Genomic DNA, 25,386 nt, shown 5'->3' on the forward strand with positions numbered 1-25,386 from the left:
TTAAGATATTAGAGGTAATTTAATTATAAATGTGCTTCCTTTTCCTTTTTCGCTTTCCACCCAAACCTGTCCATGATGGTCTTCTATAATTCGCTTGGCATACGCCAAACCTAAGCCGTGGCCTTTTACATTATGGATATCTCCGGTATGTTCGCGATAAAATTTTTCAAATATTTTCTTTTGAACCAACTTAGACATTCCTATTCCCTGATCGCGGATTTTTAGAATGATGTAGTTCTTAACATTTTCGGTATAAATATCAATTTTGGGGCGATCGTCTGAGTATTTTACAGCATTGTCCAGCATATTAACCATTACATTGGTAAAATGATCCTGATTGGCCAAAATTGAAGAGCGTAAGGCTCCAAAATGGGTTTGTACATAACCGCCGCGATCTTCTACTATAAGTTCTATGTGGGTAATGGCATCTTCCACAATTTCATGTAACTGCAGCCTTTCTTTTTTAAGGTCCAGCTCGTTTTTTTCAAGTTTGGAAATGCGCAAAACATTTTCTACCTGGGCGTGCATACGTTTATTTTCGTCACGAATCATTTTAAGATAGCGCCTTTTCTTTTCTTCATCTTCGCTAATCTTAGGGTTTTTTATCGCATCTAAAGCCAGGTTAATCGTGGCGATAGGTGTTTTAAATTCGTGGGTCATATTATTGATAAAATCGGTTTTTATCTGGGAAATTTGCCGTTGTTTTATCAATTGCGATAATGCGCTGGAATACGCAACTACAATAATTAGGGTAAAAATTATAGAAAGTGATGCCATTAAAGTTACCGAAGAGAGCACTACTTTTTTCTTTTCGGTGAAATTAACCAACAACTGGTAATTGCTATTCCCAAGGTCGTCTGCAAAAAGTGGCACACCATAGGTGGCCGGGTGGCTAAGCGAAAAATCATCGCTATGCAAATTTGTAGAAATACTATTGCTATAAACCCCATACTCAAACTCTGATGCTATCTCACGATTGCTAAGCTCCTGGGCAAGTAGCCTTTCTATAGTTTGTTCACTTACCCTTTGGTGCAAAGGCAACTTACTGGTATGATCGGCTATATATTCTTTCAACAAATTTTTCTCATATTCGTCCATTCGAATAATACGCTCTATTTGCTGCTGTGAACTTAGTTCCCGCCCATCTATTTTATTGCGACTGTTTACAATTTTGGTCACTTTTTTATTGATAAGCTTGGTGAACGGAATACTATCCCTTGCCGATTCTATAAAGCTGGAAGAAACCTTATAATCTTCCTCTAAAATAGCATCTGAATGAAAAAGGGTTTGGTTTCTTAATTTATTCTGATTTACGTAAGAATATTCGGTAACGGTAGAAGATTCTAACCGACTATTGGTGCTATCGGCATCCTTAAATTTAATCCAGTAATCTTCAATTTCCTGATTTTGAATTTGGTTTGCCACGCGCAAAAGCACCTGTTTAACGTCGTAGGTAAATTGTGCTTCTTTATCATCTACAGTACTCTTAATCCAGTATCCCTGTACGAAAATAATACCTATTAGGGACAGGCTCATTAAGATTACAAGCAGTAAAAAAAGCTTCTTATTCATGTGCCCAAAAGTAATATTTTAACATTTAGGGCGTCAATCGTTTAACCAAATGTTAACAAAACTTCTGCTAATTTTTACCTCGTTTTAAGATAATCTCATGTAATTCGTCAACCCGGCTTCTGGTAAGGGTTAAATCGTGGTTTTCAATTTCAAAATCAGCCAGTTTTCTCTTCTGCTCATCGCTCCATTGTTTCTCCATTCGTGCTTCAATTTCAGAAATAGTACTTTGGTCACGTTCCTGCAATCTTTTAAGCTTTTCTTCTTTGGTTGCGGTAACCAAAATATTTATATCGCATTTTTTATATCCACCTGCTTCAAACAGAATCGCGGCTTCGTAAATTACATAAGCGGCCTTTTGTTTACGTTGCCAGTTTTCAAAATCTTTTGCTACCGCCGGATGGATTATTTTATTTAAAGCTTCTAATTTTTCTGAATCCTTAAATACTACAGAAGCAATGTACTTGCGATTGGGAGCAGTATCGGTGTAAGCTTTTTCTCCTATTAATTTTATTACATGTTCCCTTATTTCTGCTGAAGTTTCCAGCAGGCGTTTCCCGGCATCATCTGCAATATAAATCGGCACGTTTTTCTCTTTAAAGAAACCCGCCACTGTAGTTTTCCCACTACCAATACCGCCTGTTAGCCCCACTACCATCATCTTTTTATTACAAATTGAATTTTACGTTCGTTAAGTCTAAGGTTTCTAACAAAAGAGGGGGACTTCGCAATACTGGCAATTATAAAGTCATCTCCCTCACTTATATCATTAAAATCGCAAACCACGCTAAAATCTTCGGGTTTTACCATTTCATATTGCTTTAAATTTACCTGAAAATATACCAGAACCTGTTTGGGAAATATAGAGATATTGGTATTCTCAGGTAAGTTTAAGACTGTTACCGGAACTTTAACGCTGCCTTCCGTAAATTTCTCTACCTCCTGGCTATAGTTCACTTTTGTGGTATAAAAGCTAAGCATCCCAAGCTTAGAAGTATCTACTCTCACACTACCCGAAACATCAGTTTTAATATTGCTCACCTGTAATTTCACCGTTTGCAGGCTCTGTAAAGTATCAATAATGTTTTCGGGGCCGCTTACTTTTATAGAATCAGGAGTTAGTTTTATCTCTCTGCTAGCCGAATAACCTACTGCATAACTTAAGTCTATCCTGGGCTTTATCTTTATCTTTTTTACTTTTTTAGCTTGATATGCTATGGCGATACTTTCCTGTAAAAACCGGGCTTTTTCGAAATTAATATTAACCTGGTCTTCCAGTGTCTCCCGGTTAGCTTCAAAGTTATAAACCAGGGCCCCATTCTGCTCTAAGGCTTTTCCAAGATCCAGTTCTACCCTGGGCTTAAAAAGTTTATAATACCAAATAGCAAAACCCTTATCCTGAATCCTTAATTTTAAAAAGCCGGGTCTTTCTTTAGTTATACTCTTGTCTAAAGGAATGTTTACATAAGAAACCGGAATGTCTATTATTTGCGTATACTCTTTAGAAATTTGCACTGAAAACCATATAAAAGAAGAGAACAGCAAAAAGAACCCAAAGGTCTTTAGGCTGGATTTTTTTACAGAAATTCGTTTAAATTCTATGTTTTTAAACATTTTTAAAGAATAAATTCGGAAATTTTAATTGAGGGTCTTTTTTTAAAATTTGAATATACCAAACCGACGTTATAAAACCGTACCCATAACCAAGAAATTGTACCAATGTAGCATAAACAGCCAAAAAGCCAATTTCTAAACTTCTATTTTTAATAGCAGCGTGGGTGGCTATAAGTACAAAATATAAAACATATAATAGAAATAACCACCAAAATCCGAATTTTAAAATCAAAATAGCAAACAAAAGCCCAAATGCAAAAACCGCCGGGAACCAATAGGTAATCCTGGCAGAACCCTTATGCCATTGGTTAAGGATTGGTCTTACCAAGCCAAATTTTTTCACCTGGGTATAAAATTTAGACCAGTCTATACGGCGTTTATGAAAAACCACAGCTTTGGGAATAAGACAGAGTTTAAAGCCCATTTTTTTTAGCCGAAGTGAAAGATCGGGATCCTCGCCCGGATGAATTTGTCCAAATCCGCCTGATGCTTTAAAGGCTTTTTGGGAAATTCCCATATTAAAACTCCTGGGCTGAAAATTGTTCACCGAAGATTTTTTACCCCTAATCCCCCCGGTAGTAAAAAAGGAGGTCATGGCATAATCTATGGCTTTTTGGGTTTTGCTAAATGAAGGGTGTGAAGCGTCTGGCCCACCAAAGCAATCACAATAATTTTTCTTAAGGAAACTATCTATTTCCTGCAGATAATTTTGTGGTAATAAAACATCAGAATCTAAAATAAGAAAGTAATTCCCTTTGGCTTTTTTCATTCCAAAATTTCGGGAATCGCCGGGACCGGAATTCGGTTTAAAATAATAACTAATAGACAGCTTATCCTGAAAATCTTCTACGATTCTTTGGGAAGAAATATTAGAGCCGTCTTCCACAATAACAATCTCAAAATCTCGTGAAAATTGAAGCTTAAGCATGCTTTCCAACAACTCCCTCACCTCATCGGGGCGATTATACACGGGAATTACAAAAGAATAATCCGGGGCCATGCTTTAAATAGAATTTGAAGATTTTTAATTAAATATTTCTTCTTAACGTCACCATTAACTTTTTTCAGAACCTGCTCCGATTTCTATCGGAGGTATAAGTTGTGAGAACTTTTATTCAAACTAGACGCTGAAATAAATTCAGCGTGACCTTAATTGTGAACTCTTTATTCTAAATCAATATTACACTGAAACTACTTTTCTACTTAGCCTGAACTGGTTTCAGTGCTTGCTCCGATTTCTATCGGAGGTCTAAGTTGAGCAAAAGCGCATATCACAATAGGTGCTGAAATGAGTTCAGCATGACGTTGTTTTTTTCGTCATTCTGAACTTGTTTCAGAATCCAGGTTGAGTGGAGTTCCCATCATATTAGACCCTAAAACAAGCCCACCTAACCCATCGGGTAGGTTCAGCATGACATGAAAAAAAGTCACCCTGAACTTGTTTCAGGGTATAGGCTTAGTTAAAAACCCATACATAAAACAAGTTCAGCGTGAATAAATTTTATTTTTCCTCCTGTCCTTTAATAAAAGACTCCATAACTTCCTGGCTTACGCCCATATTGGCAAAACCACCATCGTGGAAAAGATTTTGAAGAGTAACTTTTTTAGTAAGATCAGAGAAAAGGCTCACGGTATAATCGGCACACTCTAACGCGGTTGCATTACCAAGTGGCGACATTTTATCGGCATAGGCGATAAATCCGTCAAATCCTTTTACACCCTGTCCTGCAGTGGTTGGGGTTGGTGACTGTGAAATAGTGTTCACTCTTACTTTGTGATCTTTCCCAAAGAAATAACCAAAACTGCGGGCAATAGACTCTAGAAAGGCTTTATTATCGGCCATATCATTATAATCGGGAAATACACGTTGTGCGGCCATATAGCTAAGTGCTACGATACTTCCCCACTCGTTCATCGCTTCTTTTTTGTAAAGCACCTGCATGGTTTTATGAAAAGACACCGCAGAAATATCCCACCCCTTTTGGGTGAAATCATAATTCTGCTCTGTATAATGATTTCCTTTTCTTACGTTTACCGACATCCCAATAGCGTGAAGTACAAAGTCTATTTTCCCACCCAGGATTTCCATAGATTTTTCAACCAGGTTTTCCAGATCTTCCAGGTTAGTAGCATCAGCAGGAATAACTTGCGAACCGGTCTTTTCGGCCAGTTTATCAATAGTACCCATTCTTAACGCAATAGGAGCATTGGTAAGCACAAATTCCCCACCTTCTTCTTTCACTCTTTCGGCGGTTTTCCAGGCAATGGAATTTTCATCTAAAGCGCCAAAAATAATTCCTTTTTTTCCTTTTAACAGGTTGTATGACATAGTGATATATTTTTTCGTGGTTGTTAGCTTAATTACCTCAGAGAAAACTCAAAAAGGTATTTGTAATGATAAATATTAAATTTCGAAGCAAGCCTCAAAGTGCTTTATCTCCCAATTTTGCGGTAAAGATAGCAAAATTACAATCAGCCCATAGTTTTAATCCAGAAGTGCTCTTGCATGTGCCATCGCCGACTTTCCAATTGTTGCTCCACCAAGCATTAGCGCTAGTTCTTCAATTCTTTGCTCAGCTTCTAATTCCTTAATTTTAGTGGTTGTAGCATTGACTGAATCTTCTTTAAAAATTTTAAAATGACTATTTCCCTTACCGGCAATTTGCGGCAGGTGAGTAATAGCAATTACCTGCATAGAATTCCCCATACGCTGTAAAATACCGGCCATTTTTTGCGCTATGTCACCGGAAACCCCTGTATCTATTTCATCAAAAATAATAGTAGGAAGTTTACTTTGGGCCGCCAAAATACTTTTTACCGCCAACATAATCCTGGAAAGTTCCCCTCCGGAAGCTGCTTTTTTAATTTCTTTAAAATCACCACCTTTATTAGCTGCCAGGTACCAGAATAATTCGTCCCTGCCATTCGCTAGAAAACCGGCTGCTTTTTTAAGTTCTATTTTTAGGCGTGCGTTTGGCATTCCCAGGTCGGTTAATAAAAATTCTACTTCTTTAATAAAAGTAGGAACGATGGCTTTTCGTTTTTCATGAAGCTTATCGGCAATAGCGCCCAATTTACTTTCCTGCTTAACAATAGCCTTTTCTATTTCAGAAAGCGCATTTTCGGCATTTTCACTTACAGCTACTTTTTCCTGCAATTCCTCTTTTATCTGTAATAATTCGGCGATATTTTCTGCGGAATGTTTTTTCTGTAAATTATAGATCACCTGAAGTTTTTGGTTGGTTGCTTCAAGCTCTTCAGGATTAGCCTCTATATTTTCTAAAGCCTGGCTTAGTTCGCCTGAAAGATCATCTAATTCAATAATTACACTTTCAATTCGGTGATGAAAATTTTCATAATTTGAAGATAAACCGGCTATTTTAGACAGGGAAGCTCGCGTCTGTTTTAAACTATCTAAACTTCCAATTTCCTCCTGTTCTAATAAATTTAAGGCCGAACTTAGGTTTTCGGTTAGCTCTTCCACATTGCTTAATTCTTCATAGCGGGCTTCCAGTTCTTCCTGTATTCCTTCCTCTAAACGCGCTTCTTCAAGCTCGTTTAACAAAAACAGGTTATAATCATATTCTTTGGTGGCCTGCGCCTGCTGCTCTTTTAAATCCTCAAGCTTTTTTTGAAGGTCTTTGTATGATTTACGTTCGGTTTTATACTCCAATAATAAAGCATCACTATGGGCAATGGTATCAATTACCTGAAATTGATAATCGTTATTACCCAAACTTAAAGTTTCGTGCTGACTGTGAATATCTATTAAATACTGCCCAAGTTTTTGCAACGAAGTTAACTTTACCGGCGTATCGTTTACAAAGGCCCGGGATTTTCCCGAAGACAAAATTTCGCGCCTAATAATTGTATTTTCCTCATAATCCAGGTCTGCCGACTCGAAGAAATCTTTTAATCTGTAATTAGCAATATTAAAAGAGCCTTCTATTACACACTTTTTATCTGTGTCCCTAATACTACCATAGTCGGCGCGGTTTCCTAAAAGGAGGCCAAGTGCACCCAACATAATAGATTTACCGGCACCTGTTTCGCCTGTAATTATCGTAAAACCTTCCTGAAGCCTAATATTTATATCTTCAATTAAGGCGTAATTTTTTATAGATAGAGCTGTAAGCAATGTAAACTAAATTTTGGCTAAATATAAGGGAGAAATTATTCCCAATCAACAATAAACTTTTGGATTGATTCCATAAGTTTTGGTAACTCTAAGAATTTGAATTAAACAGGTTTTAAAGATAAAAATCTACCTAAATTAAGATTATAAACTTAAAAAGCCTATTGCAGGTTTCTCCAATTTCTGGAATAACGCGGAGCAAGACCACTTAAAGTTTCTTTAAAGCCAGGGCGGTTAATATCTGGCCCATCACTAAAAATCTGACTAATTTCATCGACTTTGGCATCAAAAAGGCTCCTTAGTAGCAAAGAATTTGCCCGTCGGGAATTCATAGTGTTTAAGCTTTCTATCGCATCGGCAATAGCTATTTTCCCGGATTCAGGATCTTTATGCATTACATCTAATCCCTGGCGATGATATTGGTATAAAGCAGTACGATATTCGGTAAACATATTAGAAAGCAAATCGGAATTCAACCTAAAACGCGAGTTTTGGCCATCGGCACCGTTCCAGCCTGTCCTTCCGCTTTGTTGCGCTGTATTTACAATTTGATTAGCTTCCTGGTAATAATCGGTTCCGCCCTCTTTAGCAAAAGTATCGGCATCCAAACCTAAAATAGTATACACATAAAAAGAAACCACAGAAACCAGATTATTGGAAAAAGAGTTCTGACTATAATTTAACGGCTCATATTCCCTGTAATTAAAACTGAATTGATTATCGTTAAAATTAAAAACAGGGCTAACCATATTAGTACCATATACCGGCCTTGAAGATTGCACCTGGATGGTACCACTAAACGATTCGCCTTCAAACTCGTTTATAGTAATAAACATACTACAATTAATACGTTCTCCCGGTTCAAATTCTTTACTGGTCCAGGAAGTTTGATTTACAAATTCCCGTAGTGAGTTCTCTAAAGTTCTAAAAACAGAAAGATTGCTTTGGCCTGTTTGTTCGGTATTTATTACTATTTCGCAATTGAGCTCCTGGGCACGGGTAGAAGTCATCCCGGCAAGTAAAAAAATAAAAAACAGAAAGTTACGCATCTAACAAATGTACAATTTCATTTATAATATCAGTAGCCACTTCTGCCTTGGATTTAAGATCAAAGGCTTTTTCTGAATCTTTATAGACCAAAGTAACTTTATTCGTGTCTTTTTTAAAGCCGGCACCGGCATCATTCATAGAATTAAGCACAATAAAGTCTAGATTTTTCTTAAGCAGCTTTTCTCTTGCATGCACAAGTTCGTTATTGGTTTCCAGGGCAAAGCCAATAAGTTTTTGATGGGTTTTCTTTTTACCCATAGATAAGAGAATATCCGGGGTTTTGGTAAGCTCCAGGCTTAAATTCTCATCGGCCTTTTTAATTTTTTGTGTAGCTACATTTTTTGGGGTATAATCTGAAACCGCAGCAGCTGCAATAGCCACATCAACATCTTCAAAATAATTATGCACGGCGGTATACATTTCGCCTGTACTCACCACACGTATTAAATTAATCCTTGAATCATTAATTTCTAGGTGAGTAGGACCAGAAATTAGAATTACCTCAGCACCAAAATCGGCGGCTTTTTTAGCCAATTCAAAGCCCATTTTACCACTGGAATGATTTCCTATAAAGCGTACCGGATCTATAGCCTCGTAAGTTGGCCCGGCGGTTATTAACAGCTTCTTCCCCTTTAAGGGTAGGTTTTCAGAAAAATAATTTTCTAAAAAATCTATAATCACTTCAGGCTCTGCCATTCTCCCCTCACCTGTTAAACCACTGGCAAGTTCACCTGTTCCTGCCGGAATCATAATATTTCCGTAAGACTTTAAGGTTTCAAAACTATTGGTTGTGGAAGGATGCTTAAACATATCTAAATCCATTGCAGGTGCAAAAAACACCGGGCATTTGGCCGAGAGATAGGTTGCCAGCAGAAAATTATCACTATTGCCCGAAGCCATTTTAGACAAGGTATTGGCTGTTGCAGGGGCTAGAAGCATAAAATCGGCCCAAAGGCCGAGTTCTACATGATTGTTCCATTGCTCATCTTCATCATCTTCGGTAAAAGAAGAAAACACCTCATTTTTTGATAAAGTAGATAAGGTGAGCGGGGTTACAAATTCTTTGGCAGCCGGCGTCATGATAACTTTTACCTGCGCACCGGCCTTAATAAATAAACGTACTAAAAAAGCAGATTTATAAGCAGCAATACCGCCACTAATACCAAGAAGTACTTTTTTGCCTTTTAGTACAGACATCTTGCTTAAGCTTCTGCTTCAGAATCTTTTGTGTTTCGGTAATAGATTTTACCATCTAACCATTCTTGCATAGCAAGCGCATGTGGTTTTGGAAGTTTTTCATAAAACTTAGAAACCTCTATTTGCTCTTTGTTTTCAAAAATCTCGTCAAGACTATCGTTGTACGTAGCAAACTCATCAAGCTTTTCCAATAATTCCTTTTTGATCTCAGAATTAATTTGATTAGCTCTTTTAGCAACCACCGAAATAGCCTCGTATATATTACCTGTTGGCTCGTCTACCTTGTTTTTATCGAAGGTAATTGTGTTAATTGGTGCGTCTGTCTTTTTAATATCCATCTTTCTTCTACTATTAAAAATTTTGTAAGCGTGATTTTATATCTTCTGCCGAAGCTTCCATTGGCGCCATATATTCGCCTTCCGGATAATATTTTTTATAGGTTTCGTAAAACTCGAGTGCTTCATTAAGGCGTTCTTCCATTAAACTCCTAAAGCTATTAATTGCTAATCTATAGGCAGAATCGAATCTATAATATTGGGCAGATTCCCTAAAAGGAGAACCGGGATTATTGGCCAAAAAGTTTGTAAATGAAGTAATAGCAGCCCTGTAGTTTCCGGCTCTGGCCTCGCCTGTTAAATGATATTGCTTAGCTATTTCGAATTCTTTTTTCTCTAGTTTTATACGCAACTCGGTCGCCATCTCATTGGCCCTATCTACGTACTCCCCTTCCGGAAATGTATTTAAATAAGCCTGTAACTCTGTAACAGCTTTATTAGTATCGGTTTGATCTAAATCATACCTTGGTGAAAGTTCATAAAAGCTTCTAGCCTTTTTATAAGCAGCTTCTTCTACTTTTTCACTATTAGGATAAGATTGCTGAAAACGCTCAAATTCATAAGAAGAAAGGTAATAATCACCTAATTCGTAATAAGTATTGGCAAATAAGAAACTAAGCTTCTCCCCTTGTGGTTTTCCACGGTATTGCGGAACAATTTGTTCAAACAACCTTAAGGCCTTGCGATACTTACGCTTATCTCCATTTTCCTGGGCTTCGTTATAAAGCTGTTCGGCATAAGAATATTTCTTTCCGCTATCATCGCTTTTAAGTAAGTCCTGATATTCCCCGCAGGATACAGTGAGCATTAAAACTGCTGCTAATAAAATTGCTTTCTTCATCATTTGTAAAAACATCTGGCAAAAGTACATTTTTCTTCAGTATAAAAAAAACTTTGTGCTATAGCCTTAAACAACCTTCTAACTCCCTTTTTATTATATTATGAAGAAAAAAATAAGTTATTACTGAAAAAAGTAAGACTATCTGAAAAGCTTTTAAATCGTCATTCTATCCCGAAAGCTATCGGGGTTATTTCAGAATCTAAGATGTTGGTATTCAAAACATGTTAGAGGCTAAAAAAAGTCCGCCTAAATGGATTGGCAGATTCAGCCTGACGAAACTAGACTTTTCAGACAGTCTCTGTTATTAGTTTTTAAAAGATACTCGAGAATCGAGATCTAACTACATTATTTAAAATTGCTAAGAAAATCCTGAATTTGCTGTTGAAGTTCAGGTGTAGCCTTTACTAAAGGCAATCTCACATAATTCTCAATGCTCCCTTTTTGAGCCAACAAGGCTTTAATTCCGGCCGGATTTCCTTCGGCAAAAATTAAATCTATAGAGTGTTGTATTTTATAATGAAGTTTATAAGCTTCGGCCGATTTACCATCTAGGCCCAGCGACACCATTTTAGAGAACTCGGCAGGTAAGCCCTGTGCAATCACAGAAATCACTCCTTTACCCCCGGCCAAGGTCATAGGCAGGGTTAGCATATCGTCTCCTGAAATCACGAGAAAATCTTCCGGTACCAAACTTATTAATTTCATTGCCTGCACCATATCTCCGGCAGCTTCTTTAACCCCGATTACATTTTCAAAATCCCTTGCTATACGATTTATAGTTTCCGGCAGCATATTAGATGCAGTTCTCCCCGGTACATTATAAAGAATTATGGGCAAAGGAGAAGCAGTAGACACCGCTTTAAAGTGCTGATAGATTCCTTCCTGGGTTGGTTTATTATAAAAAGGAGAAACAGAAAGTATGGCGTCAAAACCTGTAAAATCTTCAGCTTTCAACTCTTCACATACCAAACGGGTATTATTTCCACCAAGGCCTAAAACCAGAGGAAGTCGGTTATTATTCTGCTTAACTACGGTATTTTTTACTAGTTGCTTTTCTTCTTTATCAAGACTGGCACTTTCGGCGGTTGTTCCTAAAACCACCAGGTAATCTACTCCGTTCTCAATCTGGCTCTCTACCAGGTTCTCCAGTGCTTGTACATCTACCGATAAGTCTTCCTTAAAAGGAGTTATTAAAGCTACACCGGTACCAATAAATGATTTCATTATATTTTTTTATTTTGATGATAATCCAAAAGGTTTGCCATTTTTAAATTAAAACCGCAAGATTTTTGGGAGACAAATGTATTGATTTTGTATATGTTTAAAAGCAAAACTTAGCTTCGGTTTTTAAATGAAGCACATATTTAACAGCTTTATTTTTTCTGTTAAAAAATGAACAGAATACAATGTTTCTTATATCATTTAAACCAGGTTCATTAGCCTAAGTTTACGCTCTGGGGTAAGGAAGAAAAGCAAGCAAAATATTAAACCCGTAAACCATAATAAATTACCGGTGATTAAAATTGCAGAGTCGTTTAAATAAAAATGTGCTCCATCCCTTAAAACATCAGAAAAAATAAATGAAAGCATCAGGGTAATAAAGTATACCGATTTTCTTGAGTAGGAATTCAGGTAATAGATAAGTCCAACTACCCCCAGAATCAATAAATTAAGATAATAAAGTATATATACCGCAAATTCTAAATCATTATTCATATAATCTTTGAGTTCTATTACATGGATAAACAAAAGATAGGTGTTTACACTTATTAAAAGTAGAAAGTATATAAGCATACTTTTAGTGGCAGCCTGTCTTTGAGTGTTTTGAAAAGCCTCTCTACACAAGCAAAAATAACCAGCTATATAGAAGAGAAGTAAAAGAAATGAAAAGGTATCTGAATGAAAAAAGAGCCCTACAAGCTGAGCCAGAAAGAAAAAAACAAAAAAACACAATGCATTAAAGCCTATTTTTTTATTGCGCCTTACGTATATAACAAAAACACCTACAATAAATAGAAGCTGAGTTAGCCGCATCAACCAATTCAAATCCCCTATTGCAGCATATATATTTACGCTCAATACCGGAAGGAAAAGAAGTAATAAATATTGAAAAAAACTCATTTTCATTCATTTGCCTGCCGAAAATAAAAAAATAATATTGTTAAATTTCTTTTTTAGAGGGATAGCAAGGCTCATTTTTAAGCTTGTCTCCCATTTTTCGACAAAACATCTATTTTCCTCGCTGAATTACCGCTATAGTTTTAAAAGACAAAACCTTAACTACACAGATAATCTATTTATCTTTGCATTTTTAATAAAATAAAGATGAAATTATTCAAATTGATTAATTGCGCATTCTTTGCCCTAATTATACTGAGCTGTAAAGACGATTCTATTGAAACGGCTAAAGTTAAAGGGCAGCGTATCGCTATAGATAACAAGATTGAATCCAATACTGAAATAAAAGAGTTTATAACCCCTTTTAAAGAGCATTTAAATAAAACTTTAGATAGCACATTAACTTATAATCCGCAGGCTATGGTAAAAAGCGACGGCGATTTAAATACTGCCATTGGTAATTTAATGGCCGATGTGGTTATGGAACAAGCCGGTCCTGTTTTTAAAAGCAGAACAGGAAACGAGATAGATATGGTTCTGCTTAATCACGGCGGAATTAGAGCTGGCTTAAATAAAGGAAAAATATCTACCAGAAGCGCCTACGCACTAATGCCTTTTGAGAATGAAATTGTGATTGCTGAAATTTCTGGAGCAAAAATCAAAGAAATGCTTACTTATCTTGAGCGTACAAAAACTGCCCATCCTGTAAGTGGCATTCAAATTATAATGAATAAAAATTATAAAGTTAAAAGCGCAGAAATAAAAGGAAAAAAAATAGAAAAAGACAAGACTTATTTTGTAGCCACCTCAGACTATTTGCAGCAAGGGGGCGATAATATGCTGTTTTTTAAGAATCCGGTAGGCCTAACTAAAATAGATTATAAGTTACGTAATGCTATTATAGATTATTTTAAAAAAGTAGATACCTTAAAAGTGACTAAAGACAATAGGTTTATTAGACAGTAAACTACCTCGGGGTATTACATCCTTTGGCGGTGCCAACAAAGAGGCTTTATAAAAGTCTATTAATTAAGTTTTTAATTTCGAAATTCACATACAGCTATCTAAATTTCGATTATTGAGAAGAAAATAATGAAAAGAAGAAATTTTATTCAGCAAACCTCGGCAGCAACCGCGTTTATAGGAATTGGTGGTTTAAGCACATTTTCTTTTAAGCCAAATTATAAAAAGCATATTACCATTTTGCATACCAACGATGTTCACAGCCATATTGAGCCTTTTGGCCCCGATAATTCCAGGAATCCAAATATGGGTGGTGTTGCCAGGCGGGCAACTTTAATTGAGCAGATTAAAAATGAAAACCCAAATACGCTATTGTTAGACGCGGGAGATATTTTTCAGGGCACACCATACTTTAATTTCTATGGGGGGGAATTGGAATTTAAACTAATGAGTAAAATGCAATACGATGCTGCTACCATAGGAAACCACGATTTCGATAATGGTATAGATGGCTTACTTGCGCAACTCCCACATGCCGAATTCAGTTTTATTTCCTCTAATTACGACTTCAGCAATACTGTACTGGATGGCCATACCCACCAACATAAAGTTTTTACAAAAGACGGAGTTAAAATTGGCGTTTTTGGTTTGGGGGTTGAATTACAAGGGCTGGTAAACGATAGTCTTTACAAAGAAACTAAATACCTGGATCCTATAGAAATTGCACAAGACCAAAGCCGAATTTTAAAAGAAGAAAAAAAATGCGACCTGGTAATTTGCCTTTCGCACTTAGGCTACAAATACAATAGCGACAAAGTCTCTGACCTTAAACTAGCAAAAGCCACAGAAAACATTGATCTTATTATTGGCGGTCACACCCATACTTTTTTAGAAAAACCTACTGTTGAAACAAATAAAGCAGGTAAAAAAGTCCTCGTAAATCAGGTAGGCTGTTATGGCCTTTACCTGGGAAGAATTGATTTTTATTTAGACGATAAAAATAATATTGAAGCTAATGGATTAAAAATTGAGGTTTAAGCTTTAAAGCTTAAACCTCAGCAAACTACCTCGGGGTATTACACCCTTTGGCGGTGCCAATAAACAAAGGCTTTTCTATGGGTTTTATAAAAACTTCGTACCTATTAATACTAAAGCTCATTTTTTCTATTGATGGAAAAACGAACTCAAAAAAAATTAATTAAGCATCTCCAAAAACTCATCTTCACTTATAATTGTAGTCCCCAATTTTTCTGCTTTTGTGAGTTTACTAGGCCCCATATTGTCCCCGGCTACTAAATAATTTGTTTTTCCCGAAATAGATCCGGAGACCTTCCCTCCGTTATCTTCTATCATTTTCTTGAGTTCATTTCTGGAAACTTTTTCAAAAACCCCCGAAATCACAAAAGTATTTCCTCCCAGTTTATCACTCTGGTTTTCCAGTTCCTGAACAGCTATTTCTAATTGAAGCCCGTAATCTTTAAGACGCTCAATAATTACTTTATTCTCTTCTGAAGCAAAGAAGTCGGTGACACTTTGTGCAATGCGTTCCCCTATTTCATCAACTGCGGTAAGGTCTTCGATATTCGCTGAAGCTAATGCATCTATACTTTTATAATATTTCGCCAGTTTTTTAGCTACTGTTTCCCCTACATACCTAATACCAAGAGCAAACAAAACACGTTCAAAGGGAATTTCTTTAGACTTTTCAATACCATTAATTAGGTTATCAGCCGATTTCTCTGCCATTCGTTCCAGGGGAAGAACATCCTCTTTTTTTAGCGTATATAAATCGGCGTAATTGGCAATTAAATTAGCATTCACTAATAAAGCAACTGTTTCCCCGCCTAGGCCTTCAATATCCATTGCTTTTCGTGAAATAAAATGTTGAATCCTCCCAATAATTTGCGGGGGGCAACCATGATAATTAGGGCAGTAATGTTGTGCTTCCCCTTCTTTTCTAACTAACTCGCTATCGCATTCAGGGCAGGTTTCAGCATACTGGGTTTCGGGGGTTGCCGGATCTCTTTGTGTAAAATCTACACCTACAATTTTTGGAATAATTTCACCTCCTTTTTCTACAAAAACGATATCCCCTTCCCTTACGTCCAATTTTTCAATCTGGTCGGCATTGTGCAAAGAAGCCCGCTTTACCGTAGTTCCCGCCAATTGCACCGGATCGAGATTAGCCACGGGGGTTATTGCACCTGTCCTGCCTACCTGGTAGGTAATTTTATTCAGTTTTGTACTTTCTTGCTCTGCCTTAAACTTATAGGCCATGGCCCAACGAGGTGATTTAGCTGTATACCCCAGCTCGTCTTGTTGATCAAAACTATTTACTTTTACCACCACGCCATCGGTTTCATAAGGAAGATCGTGGCGGTACTGATCCCAGTAATTCACATACTCCAGTACCTCGGCAATACTGTTTTTTAATTCTGCTTCAGCCGGAACTTTAAAACCCCACTCCCTTGCTTTTTCAAGGCCTTCAAATTGAGATTTTACCGGTAAGCTATCGGCTACCAGGCTATACAACAAGCAATCCAAAGGTCTTTTGGCAACCTCGGCACTATCCTGAAGTTTCAGGCTTCCCGAGGCGGTGTTCCTGGGGTTAGCATAAGGTTCTTCGCCTGCTTCTATTCTTTCTGCATTCATCTTCGCAAAACCTTCATACGGCAAAACAATCTCTCCCCTAATATCAAATTTCTTAGGGAAATCGCCCTTTAATTTTAAGGGTACAGATTTTATTGTTTTTATATTATTGGTAACATCGTCTCCCTGAAAACCGTCACCCCGTGTAACAGCACGCTTTAACATTCCATTTTCATAGGTAAGACTAATGGAAGCACCATCATATTTTAACTCGCAAACATACTGCACTTTCCCGCCAATAGCTTTTTCAATACGTTTTTCCCAATCTTCCAACTCTTCCTTCGAATAGGAGTTGGAAAGCGAATACATTCTATGGTCGTGAACAACAGTATTGAAATTTTTAGTTATCGCGCCCCCTACACGTCTTGTTGGCGAGTTGCTATCCTCAAATTCGGGATGCTGCTCTTCCAGTTGCTGAAGCTCTTTTAGCTTCATATCAAAGTCATAATCGCTTATTTCAGGTTTATCTTCAATATAATATAGGTAATTGTGCCTATGTAATTCTTCTCGTAATTGTTTAATCTTTTCCTGGATAGTCATAAAAAGGAGAACTGCTAAATTATTGCTGAGTTTTTAGTTTATCGTTTTCAAAAATAAGGCAATGTTTTTTTCCATGCTGTGTAAATTTTATTTCAAATTGAAATTTACCATTGGGACTTTTGGCGGGAAACCAGTTTTTAAGGTTTTGAAAAATACCTACAGACAAGCTTTCATCTTCACCAACTACACAAAACAGCTTAAAACTGCCATCACATATATCAAGTTTACAATTAATATTTAGAAAATTGAATTTCCTCTGAATATTTTTAGGTGCAAGTCAAACTTCACTAATACTAAAAATATTTTTATTCGAGAAAATGGCCGATTTAGGTTTACGGAAGTCCTAGCAAGAGGTAAATTCAATTATATTTTATCCTTATTCCTAATTGTAAATAAAAAGCAGCAGATTCCTGGCGTGAATTTCAGCCCTGGCACTGGCAATAAATTCACCAAAACCTCCTTATTTTAAGCCCTTAAACCACTATTTCTTATATACGCTCTTCGCGTTGATTTATTATTTTCAGTTTGTGTTCCCATTTGCTGTCCTTCAAAAATTCTTTATAATCTTGAATATTCAGCATTTCGTTTATTGCCTGCCTTTTGTCTTTTGATTTTTCATAGTAAGATTTACAAATCTCATAACCAACCCAATAACCCAAATCTGGATAACTATCTTCAGAAGCTGTTTTATAGTTAGCTATCCAATTATTGTATCTATCATAATACATATCCTTTTTAAATTCGCTCCATATTTTATTTTCCTTCCCTTTTGCCCATTCAAAAATTTTGCGATTGGGCGTCTCCCCGCTAATCAATTCACCAATAAAATCGGCCATCCCTTCTTGTATTACATATCCAAGAGTGGTTGTATCTTTTTTCATTCCGTCCTGTTGAAAATGAATTAATTCATGAGCAACCACATTAGGGAGGTATTTAGATTTATTCATCAATAATTTATCGCCAAAATCAAGTTCTCCTGTATCTACTCCCTCTCCATCACTCATTTGATTTACACCAATTAGCAAACCTGTAGGTGTAACTGTTCCACCACTTGTAAACGCACCAATTATAAAATATACGTCTGGAAATATTGCTTTGGGGTATATTTCTTTAAGATTCTTAAAACTGCTTTGAATGCCTTTTTTATATTCATCGACCATCAAAGTGTTCTCTTTTATCGTTTTATATAATCTTGGATGTGATTCAACGTGTTTTACAAAATAATCGATGGAACTTACTTTTGCACCCATATAATCTTGCATACCATCACTAGCCTTCTCGAAATAGTATTTTTTGTAAATATTCTTTGCATTTAAAGAGTCTTCTCGCACTAAATTATAGGCTTGCCAAAAATTATGAATATCACTCGTAACAATTTGAGCACGATTTGGGTCGTTATTAGGCAAATTAGGTTCAGGGATTTTATCTACTAATTTTTCCCACTTTTTATTTTTATGCAAAATAGCTAAATCGGAATCTTTCATAAGGTAAGATTTATATTTAAACCCATACTTCACAACATCATCTAGTAAAACAAAAGCGCTATCTACTTTTTTTTGCAAAGCTAAACAACGGGCAGCATTGTAAGTAGCATTCATTTTTTGCCACTCAAAATCTGCTAGTTCTACTATTTTTAAATATTTGTCTTTGGCGGTCTTGTAGTTTTTCTCTTTATAGAGCGTATTAGCCTCGTTAATGATTTCCGAGATACTAGGTTTTTCCTGTCCGTTAATTTGGGCTACAGAAATGATAAAAAGCACGAAAAATAATATTTTCCTCATAAATTATGTTTTTTTAAAGACGATTAAGAAAAGTGATTGTTACACTAAAGTGGCGCCACCACAGAAATTAATCGATTTTTAGCTATAGACAGGAAAGCTTAAAACATGCCAAGCATCTCCTTTTAAATCCATCATCTATATTCGGCAAGTTTCAAATTTGACAGCTCCCTATAAAACAGCAATTGTCCAGCTACATTATAAATATATTTGAAGCTTCTGGATTTTCATTTCTAAGAATCCTTTTTAAGTCTGGTCTTTACGCATCCATTTAGGCACAGGCATAGGCTTAAAGTGGTACATTTTTTCCAACAATTCTTCAGTATTTTCAGCAATTATCAGAAGGTCAAAATTCTCTTTTTTAAGCAAACCTTTTCTAACCATAGTTTTAAGCATAGCTATTAAATCATCATAAAATCCGTCGATATTTAATAAGCCAATAGGGTTTTGATGCAGTCCTAACTGCGCCCAGGTAACAATTTCAAAAAGTTCTTCAAAAGTACCAAAACCACCAGGAAGAGCTATAAAGCCGTCGCTTAGTTCATGGATTTTAAGCTTGCGCTCGTGCATATCGCGCGTGGTAATTAACCGGCTTAAACCGGTGTGCACCAATTCTTTGGTTTTCAGAAAATCTGGAATCACCCCAATCACTTTTCCGTTATTTTGTAATGCGCCGGTAGCTACCTGCCCCATTAAACCAAGTTTACTTCCTCCATAAACCAATTGAATGTTTTTTTGAGCTAAAGTTTTGCCCAAGCGGTAAGATTCGGCATATATTTTCTCATCATTTCCGTCGCTACTTGCGCAAAAAACGGCAATACTCTTAAGATTATTTTTAGTGCTTTTTTCCAAAATAAATGTTTTCTTGTTTAAAAATTACCGGGATAAACTTCTAACCTTCCCAACCAAAAGCCTTGCGTAAACTCATCCCAATTTAATAGAAATAAGCCTCAAGAGTATTACTAATAATAATGCTCTATATCAAGATATACAGTATCTGCTTCGATCTCAAAAATCAATTTATGGCTCATGGCGTTTCCATCAGAAAATTTTTCGTTGATGATTTTCTCAGCTTTCTCCTCCTCCCTTTCATATTGCAGAACATAACCCCCATTACCTTTGCCCTTTTTCATTTTCAAAAAACCCGAAACCGATTTACCGGGCTCGAGTCTATTAAAAATTTTAGTTTTAGAACCTTTGTTTGTTTTAAGCTGTACGTTATGTAACACAGCATTAGTATTATTTTTTATTTCAAAATCAACACCGGTTCCTTCAAACAAGTTACACGAGTTCATGATAAAGGCGCAAATGAGCAAACCAATAAATTTTCTCATAGTACTTTAATTAGTTGATGCAACTCCCTTTAACATCCTAAAATTCCCAAAGAGATCTTTTCGCTTTTCACAGATAAAACCCTGCTTCTGCATCATTGTTTTGGTTTCTTCGGCGAGATATTGATTAATCTCAAAGTAAAGTTTTGCTTTAGGATTAAGGGCCTTCTTAGCTAATTTCGTGATTTTATTATAAAAAAGTAAAGGATCTTGATCTTTAACATATAAAGCTGTTTCAGGCTCATGGTCCAAAACATTTCGTTGCATTTCCTTTTTTTCCAGCTCGCGCACATAAGGTGGGTTAGATACTATAATATCCCAATGGCCCGATAATGTTTCGGTTTTTAAAATATCCTGCTGAATAAAACTAATTTCCACCTCATTATTTTTTGCATTGGCTTTAGCAATTTCCAGGGCTTTTTCAGAAATATCCAGGGCCGAAACTTTAGCTTTAGGAAGATGTCTTGCCAGGGAAATCGCAATACAGCCACTCCCGGTCCCTATATCCAAAATTTTCAATGATTTTTCTTCCAGAGCAAAATCCTCTAAAACCCATTGCACTAGTTCTTCTGTTTCCGGTCTTGGCACCAGCACATTATTATCTACGCTAAAAGTTAATCCAAAAAACTCGGTTTCCCCAATAATATACTGAATAGGCTCATGATTTTTTAACCTTGCTAAAGCATTTTCAAACCTACCTATATTAGCAGGTTCTATTTCAAGATCCGGATCTAAAGCCAGGTCTAAGCGCCTTACTCCCAAAAATGCTTCAGTGAGCAAAAAGAAAAATGAAAGCACTTCTTCGACCGGATAATCTTTTTCCAGCGTTTCTAGAAAAAGTTCTTTTTGTGCTTTTAATTGCATTTAAATTTATGAGTTATCAGTTCTCCTGTGTAAGTTTTCAGTTATTTCTGTTTGTGGGTTAGGAAAAGTATTTAACACCTCCTCTTCACTTTTAAATATCCTTAATCATCCACATTGTACAATTATAATGACCTGTTTCTCCCAGCGGTTTTTCTAAAGATCTAAATCCGCTACGGGCGTAAAGTTTTCTTGCGTCTTGCATATAAGGCAAAGTTTCAATATAGCATTGTTTAAAACCCTGGGATTTACCAAATTTCAGGCAGGCATCCATCATTTTTGCACCTAAACCTTTGCCACGGGCCTCGGGCAGGAAATACATTTTTTGTAATTCACAGATGTTTTCTTCCAGTCCAATTAGTGGGGCAATACCCGCACCACCAAGAATTTTTCCTTTCTCTTCTACCACAAAGTAGGCCATTCGTGGCTTTTGATATGTAGCAAACATATTGTCCAGGGCTTCATCTTCATAGGCAGTACCAACTTTGGGAACGCCCATTTCTAATAAAACCTTTCTCACCACTTTGGCAACTTGCTGGTTGTCTTCCTTTTGAATCTCGCGTATTTTTAGTATGCTCATTCTTGGTAAATAATCCTATTTTAGCGGTGTGAATATACACGAAAAATACATAAAACGTTGTATCGAACTGGCCAAAAATGGCCTGGGAACCACCTACCCTAATCCATTGGTAGGCAGCGTAATTGTTCATAAAAATAAAATTATTGGTGAAGGCTGGCATCAAAAAGCAGGGGAAGCCCATGCTGAAGTAAACGCGGTAAATTCTGTTAAAGACACATCGCTTTTAAAGCACGCCACAATATATGTTAGCCTGGAGCCTTGCAGCCACTATGGAAAAACTCCTCCGTGTAGTGATTTAATTATTGCAAAAGGCATTAAAAAAGTGGTAATTGGCACCATAGACCCTTTTGCTAAGGTAGCCGGGCGTGGTATTAAGAAATTGATGGAAGCAGGTTGTGATGTCCAAATTGGTGTTTTAGAGAAAGAATGCCGGGATCTCAACAAGCGCTTTTTCTCCTTTCATAAAAAAAAGCGCCCCTATATTGTTTTGAAATGGGCCCAAACCGCCGATGGTTTTATCGCTCCAAAAATTCAGGAAACAAGGGAGCCGGTTTGGATTACCAATCAATATTCTAAGCAATTGGTACACAAATGGCGTAGTGAAGAACAAGCTATTTTAGTAGGTACAAACACTGCCATTGCAGATAACCCTAAATTAAACACAAGACTTTGGAAAGGTGAAAATCCTGTGCGGGTAGTGATAGACAGGGAATTAAAAATTCCAGAAAATTCAGCTTTATTTGATAGTAGTATAAAAACTATTGTTTTCACCAAAAAAACCGAAACATCTACCCCTAATTTAGTATTTGAAACCTTAAATTTTAAGGAACAGCTCCCGGCACAAATTTGCGAGGTGCTACACAGGCACAACTTACAGTCGCTTATTATTGAAGGAGGAGCAAAAACGCTTCAGGAATTTATAAATTTTAATCTTTGGGACGAAGCCAGGGTTTTTTCGGGAATTTCAGAGTTTCATGAAGGTGTAAAAGCACCGGGATTTTCAGGCAAGACAATTTTAAAAACCAACCTGGAACGAGATACTTTAAAAATTTACAAAAATGATTAAAAACCTAATATTCGATTTTGGAGACGTATTTGTAAACCTGGACAAACCGGCAACTATGCGTGAAATGAGTAAACATCAAATCCCAGCACTTTCAGAAAATTTACTGCAAGTAAATCAGCAATATGAAAAGGGGCTTATTTCATCAGAAGCTTTTATAAAATCTTACCAAACCGAATATCCTAAGCTTCAGGAACACCAGTTTAAAAATTCCTGGAATGCCATTTTAATAGACTTCCCCGAATACCGCTACCGATTTCTAAAGAAACTTTCTGAAGAAAAAAATTACCGGTTAATTCTTCTAAGCAACACCAATGAAATTCATATAGATTGGATAAAAGAAAATGTAGCGTTTTTTGAAGATTTTAAAGCTTGTTTTGATGCATTTTATCTTTCGCACGAAATAAATTTTAGAAAACCCGATACCGAGATTTATGAGTTTGTACTACAAGAGCATAATTTAGAAGCCGGGGAATGCCTTTTTATAGACGACACCAAAGAAAACACCGAAGCCGCCAAAAGCTTAGGGCTACACACCTGGAATATTGATCCGGAGAAGGAAGACATTATAGATTTATTTACTGCCAGAAAGGAATTGTTTTGATTTACCTACTGCTAAGCATTCTTTCTTCTACCATAATTTTTGTAGTCTTTAGACTTTATAAAAAATATGGTGTAAACACACTACAGGCTATAATTATTAATTATTTTATAGCATGTACCGTAGGCTTTTTTGGGTATATTGAAAGTACGGAAGACCTGATAAGGATTCCCTCTGAATCATGGTTTATGGGTATTATTATTTTAGGCGCCCTGTTTATTACTGTATTTAATCTTGCAGCTATCACCACACAGCGCAGCGGGCTATCGGTGGTTTCTGTAGCTACCAAAATGTCGGTTGCCATCCCGGTTTTCTGCGGAATATTTATTTATAATGAAAGTCTGGGATTCTTAAAAATTACGGGGGTTATCCTTGCTTTGGTGGCGGTATACTTAAGCTCAATAAAAACAAAAAAAGGCATAAGTATAAAAAGAGAAAACCTCATATTTCCCTTACTGGTTTTTATTGGAAGTGGAGTTATTGATACCACTATAAATTACCTGGAAAACTTTTATGTTTCAGAAAATGATGTAGGACTTTTTTCGTCCAGTATTTTTGGTATTGCAGGAATAATTGGGACACTTATTTTAATTGGCCAGGCATTTTTAGGAAAATTAAAAATTACCTGGAGAAACATTGCCGGCGGAATCGCATTAGGAATTCCCAATTATTTTTCGATCTATTTTTTAGTAATGGCCCTCCGTTCTCCGGGATATGAAAATTCGGTGATTTTTACATTAAACCATGTAGGAATTGTTTTGGCTTCTACTATTTTGGGAATTGTATTATTTAAAGAAGTTTTACTGAAGAAAAACTGGATTGGTATTGCACTGGCTGTGCTAAGTATTATCCTGGTAGCAAGTAGTCAGTAAACTAAGTCGGGGCAAGCCTCGGGGTACACCCTTTGGCGCTGCCAATAAATCTATCAAGAAGAAGGCTTCGTGGGTTTCAAATACTTTAGGCCTAAAACAATTTAAAATGAAAGACACCTATAAAACCATAACCAAAGCTTCTCCCGAAGTTTTATTTAAAGACCGAAACTCAAAATTCTTCGGTTATGCTTTTCCGGTCAAAACTGAAGACGAAGCTAATCTTCATTTAGAAGAATTAAAATCGAAACACCACAAAGCCCGGCATTGGTGTTATGCCTGGCAATTAGGAAAATCTGATTTTCAATATCGGGCCAACGACGATGGAGAACCTTCAAATTCTGCCGGAATGCCCATTTACGGCCAAATCCAGTCGTTTGAAGTTACCAACATTTTAATTGTTGTGGTAAGGTATTTTGGTGGTGTAAAACTTGGTGTTGGCGGACTTATAAATGCGTATAAAACCGCCGCACAAATGGCCCTGGAAGAAGCCGATATAATTACATACACTATAGACGAAGTATTTGAGATTAGTTTTGATTATCCCGAAATGAATATTGTAATGCGCTTAATAAAGGAAAATAAACTTTCAGTTATAGAGCAAAAACTGGCCTTGGATTGCAAAATTTATATTTCTGTTAGAAAAAAAGAAGCAGATGCAATTTTTGAAAAATTCAATTCAACCTACAAGGTAGGAATAAAAAGAATGGAGCATTAAAATTTAAACAGCATACATTCCTAAAATCATTTTAAATGACGTTTAATCGCGCAAACCCTACAGGTCTAAAAGTATAAGAATTTGTTTAATTATTATTTCAACTTATCTAAAATATATTTTGGGCATCGAATAGGTTTTTTAGAAATAGCATCCATAAAAACAAGTGTAGTAGCCCCGGTTGTGAGTAGTTCTTTATTTTGATTATAAATTACATATTCAAAAGTTATCTTCACAGACGGAAGTTCTTTCAATTTTACTTCAATTTTAAGTTCATCTTCAAAAACAGCCGGTTTTAAAAATTTTGTTTGAAGTTCATAAACAGGTAACATCACCCCGGTTTCTTCCATATTTTTATACGAAATCCCGAAGGCCATAAGCCACTCAAGACGTGCTATTTCGAAGTATTGAGCATAATTTCCGTGGTGCACCACCCCCATTTGATCGGTTTCTGCATAACGGACTTTAACATAAGAAACATGACTTTTCATACTGAATTTAACAGGTAATGTGAATGAGGTTTTGTATTTTCATTGGCGGAATTAAGTATGCGTAAATTTTTCTTAAAAGTCAAGCC

At 36.4% G+C, this 25,386-nt stretch carries 25 protein-coding genes; 6 read left to right on the plus strand and 19 right to left on the minus strand.

Annotated elements, in window-relative coordinates:
- The 12 genes from I6U50_RS09420 to I6U50_RS15935 all read right to left on the minus strand — a co-directional run bounded on the left by I6U50_RS09420 (position 1) and on the right by I6U50_RS15935 (position 12,535).
- Positions 1 to 1,572 (minus strand): sensor histidine kinase, encoded by a 1,572-nt coding sequence (locus I6U50_RS09420; protein ID WP_193711833.1) that lies wholly within the window; start codon positions 1,570 to 1,572, stop codon positions 1 to 3.
- A 67-nt stretch (positions 1,573 to 1,639) separates the two neighbouring features.
- Positions 1,640 to 2,230, minus strand: a complete 591-nt coding sequence (coaE, locus tag I6U50_RS09425; protein WP_193711834.1) for a dephospho-CoA kinase — start codon at positions 2,228 to 2,230, stop codon at positions 1,640 to 1,642.
- Positions 2,227 to 3,183 (minus strand): YbbR-like domain-containing protein, encoded by a 957-nt coding sequence (locus tag I6U50_RS09430; protein ID WP_193711835.1) that lies wholly within the window; start codon positions 3,181 to 3,183, stop codon positions 2,227 to 2,229. Before I6U50_RS09430 ends, coaE begins: the two co-directional genes overlap by 4 nt.
- On the minus strand, positions 3,176 to 4,183 hold the full coding sequence (locus I6U50_RS09435; RefSeq protein WP_198638658.1) for a glycosyltransferase: 1,008 nt from the start codon (positions 4,181 to 4,183) through the stop codon (positions 3,176 to 3,178). Before I6U50_RS09435 ends, I6U50_RS09430 begins: the two co-directional genes overlap by 8 nt.
- Positions 4,184 to 4,684: 501 nt before the next feature.
- Entirely contained in the window at positions 4,685 to 5,512 is an 828-nt protein-coding gene (locus tag I6U50_RS09440; protein WP_193711837.1) for an enoyl-ACP reductase FabI, read from the minus strand.
- 156 nt (positions 5,513 to 5,668) lie between these two features.
- Positions 5,669 to 7,321, minus strand: a complete 1,653-nt coding sequence (recN, locus tag I6U50_RS09445) for a DNA repair protein RecN (RefSeq protein ID WP_198638659.1) — start codon at positions 7,319 to 7,321, stop codon at positions 5,669 to 5,671.
- Between the two features lie 158 nt (positions 7,322 to 7,479).
- The gene (gene porD, locus I6U50_RS09450; protein WP_198638660.1) at positions 7,480 to 8,367 is read right to left on the minus strand and encodes a type IX secretion system protein PorD; all 888 of its coding nucleotides are present in this window, start codon (positions 8,365 to 8,367) and stop codon (positions 7,480 to 7,482) included.
- Positions 8,360 to 9,565 carry a bifunctional phosphopantothenoylcysteine decarboxylase/phosphopantothenate--cysteine ligase CoaBC gene (gene coaBC / locus I6U50_RS09455; RefSeq protein ID WP_193711840.1) on the minus strand — a complete coding sequence of 402 codons (1,206 nt, stop codon included), beginning with the start codon at positions 9,563 to 9,565 and terminating at the stop codon, positions 8,360 to 8,362. The genes porD and coaBC overlap by 8 nt, the downstream gene beginning before the upstream one ends.
- A 5-nt stretch (positions 9,566 to 9,570) precedes the next feature.
- On the minus strand, positions 9,571 to 9,903 hold the full coding sequence (locus tag I6U50_RS09460) for a DNA-directed RNA polymerase subunit omega (protein WP_193711841.1): 333 nt from the start codon (positions 9,901 to 9,903) through the stop codon (positions 9,571 to 9,573).
- A gap of 13 nt (positions 9,904 to 9,916) precedes the next feature.
- Positions 9,917 to 10,744: an outer membrane protein assembly factor BamD gene (locus I6U50_RS09465; RefSeq protein ID WP_232805912.1), complete on the minus strand. Its 828-nt coding sequence runs from the start codon at positions 10,742 to 10,744 to the stop codon at positions 9,917 to 9,919.
- A 342-nt stretch (positions 10,745 to 11,086) separates the two neighbouring features.
- Entirely contained in the window at positions 11,087 to 11,965 is an 879-nt protein-coding gene (dapA, locus tag I6U50_RS09470) for a 4-hydroxy-tetrahydrodipicolinate synthase (protein ID WP_198638662.1), read from the minus strand.
- Positions 11,966 to 12,163: 198 nt separating this feature from the next.
- On the minus strand, positions 12,164 to 12,535 hold the full coding sequence (locus I6U50_RS15935) for a hypothetical protein (RefSeq protein ID WP_232805913.1): 372 nt from the start codon (positions 12,533 to 12,535) through the stop codon (positions 12,164 to 12,166).
- 531 nt (positions 12,536 to 13,066) lie between these two features.
- Between I6U50_RS15935 and I6U50_RS09480 the strand changes: the two genes are divergently transcribed.
- Together I6U50_RS09480 and I6U50_RS09485 are read left to right on the plus strand one after the other, a co-directional pair.
- The gene (locus I6U50_RS09480) at positions 13,067 to 13,825 is read left to right on the plus strand and encodes a 5'-nucleotidase C-terminal domain-containing protein (RefSeq protein WP_198638664.1); all 759 of its coding nucleotides are present in this window, start codon (positions 13,067 to 13,069) and stop codon (positions 13,823 to 13,825) included.
- Between the two features lie 126 nt (positions 13,826 to 13,951).
- Complete coding sequence (locus I6U50_RS09485; protein WP_198638665.1) at positions 13,952 to 14,860, plus strand: bifunctional metallophosphatase/5'-nucleotidase; 909 nt, start codon at positions 13,952 to 13,954, stop codon at positions 14,858 to 14,860.
- A gap of 156 nt (positions 14,861 to 15,016) precedes the next feature.
- Here the strand turns inward: I6U50_RS09485 and ligA are convergent, their stop codons facing one another.
- The 6 genes from ligA to I6U50_RS09515 form a co-directional block, all read right to left on the minus strand.
- On the minus strand, positions 15,017 to 17,011 hold the full coding sequence (gene ligA, locus I6U50_RS09490; protein WP_198638666.1) for an NAD-dependent DNA ligase LigA: 1,995 nt from the start codon (positions 17,009 to 17,011) through the stop codon (positions 15,017 to 15,019).
- Positions 17,012 to 17,499: 488 nt separating this feature from the next.
- Positions 17,500 to 18,792 (minus strand): gliding motility protein GldB-related protein, encoded by a 1,293-nt coding sequence (locus I6U50_RS09495; protein ID WP_198638667.1) that lies wholly within the window; start codon positions 18,790 to 18,792, stop codon positions 17,500 to 17,502.
- Between the two features lie 243 nt (positions 18,793 to 19,035).
- Positions 19,036 to 19,644, minus strand: a complete 609-nt coding sequence (locus I6U50_RS09500; protein WP_193711885.1) for an LOG family protein — start codon at positions 19,642 to 19,644, stop codon at positions 19,036 to 19,038.
- Between the two features lie 107 nt (positions 19,645 to 19,751).
- Entirely contained in the window at positions 19,752 to 20,123 is a 372-nt protein-coding gene (locus I6U50_RS09505; protein WP_198638668.1) for a hypothetical protein, read from the minus strand.
- A gap of 6 nt (positions 20,124 to 20,129) precedes the next feature.
- Positions 20,130 to 20,984 carry a peptide chain release factor N(5)-glutamine methyltransferase gene (gene prmC, locus I6U50_RS09510; protein ID WP_198638669.1) on the minus strand — a complete coding sequence of 285 codons (855 nt, stop codon included), beginning with the start codon at positions 20,982 to 20,984 and terminating at the stop codon, positions 20,130 to 20,132.
- A gap of 91 nt (positions 20,985 to 21,075) precedes the next feature.
- Positions 21,076 to 21,561: a GNAT family N-acetyltransferase gene (locus I6U50_RS09515; protein WP_198638670.1), complete on the minus strand. Its 486-nt coding sequence runs from the start codon at positions 21,559 to 21,561 to the stop codon at positions 21,076 to 21,078.
- 28 nt (positions 21,562 to 21,589) lie between these two features.
- On the opposite strand from I6U50_RS09515, the gene ribD reads away from it, so the two are divergent.
- The 4 genes from ribD to I6U50_RS09535 all read left to right on the plus strand — a co-directional run bounded on the left by ribD (position 21,590) and on the right by I6U50_RS09535 (position 24,812).
- Complete coding sequence (gene ribD / locus I6U50_RS09520; RefSeq protein WP_198638671.1) at positions 21,590 to 22,627, plus strand: bifunctional diaminohydroxyphosphoribosylaminopyrimidine deaminase/5-amino-6-(5-phosphoribosylamino)uracil reductase RibD; 1,038 nt, start codon at positions 21,590 to 21,592, stop codon at positions 22,625 to 22,627.
- Positions 22,620 to 23,228, plus strand: a complete 609-nt coding sequence (locus tag I6U50_RS09525) for an HAD family hydrolase (RefSeq protein WP_198638672.1) — start codon at positions 22,620 to 22,622, stop codon at positions 23,226 to 23,228. Before ribD ends, I6U50_RS09525 begins: the two co-directional genes overlap by 8 nt.
- The gene (locus tag I6U50_RS09530; RefSeq protein WP_198638673.1) at positions 23,225 to 24,097 is read left to right on the plus strand and encodes an EamA family transporter; all 873 of its coding nucleotides are present in this window, start codon (positions 23,225 to 23,227) and stop codon (positions 24,095 to 24,097) included. The genes I6U50_RS09525 and I6U50_RS09530 overlap by 4 nt, the downstream gene beginning before the upstream one ends.
- Positions 24,098 to 24,203: 106 nt before the next feature.
- Positions 24,204 to 24,812 (plus strand): IMPACT family protein, encoded by a 609-nt coding sequence (locus tag I6U50_RS09535; protein ID WP_198638674.1) that lies wholly within the window; start codon positions 24,204 to 24,206, stop codon positions 24,810 to 24,812.
- Positions 24,813 to 24,904: 92 nt separating this feature from the next.
- On the opposite strand, the gene I6U50_RS09540 is transcribed toward I6U50_RS09535, so the two are convergent.
- Positions 24,905 to 25,300, minus strand: coding sequence for an acyl-CoA thioesterase (locus I6U50_RS09540; RefSeq protein ID WP_193711856.1), 396 nt, complete (start codon positions 25,298 to 25,300; stop codon positions 24,905 to 24,907).
- Positions 25,301 to 25,386 lie beyond the last annotated feature (86 nt).

Origin of the sequence: Salegentibacter maritimus, from assembly GCF_016236975.1 — a bacterium.
Classification (GTDB): Bacteria; Bacteroidota; Bacteroidia; order Flavobacteriales; family Flavobacteriaceae; genus Salegentibacter; species Salegentibacter maritimus.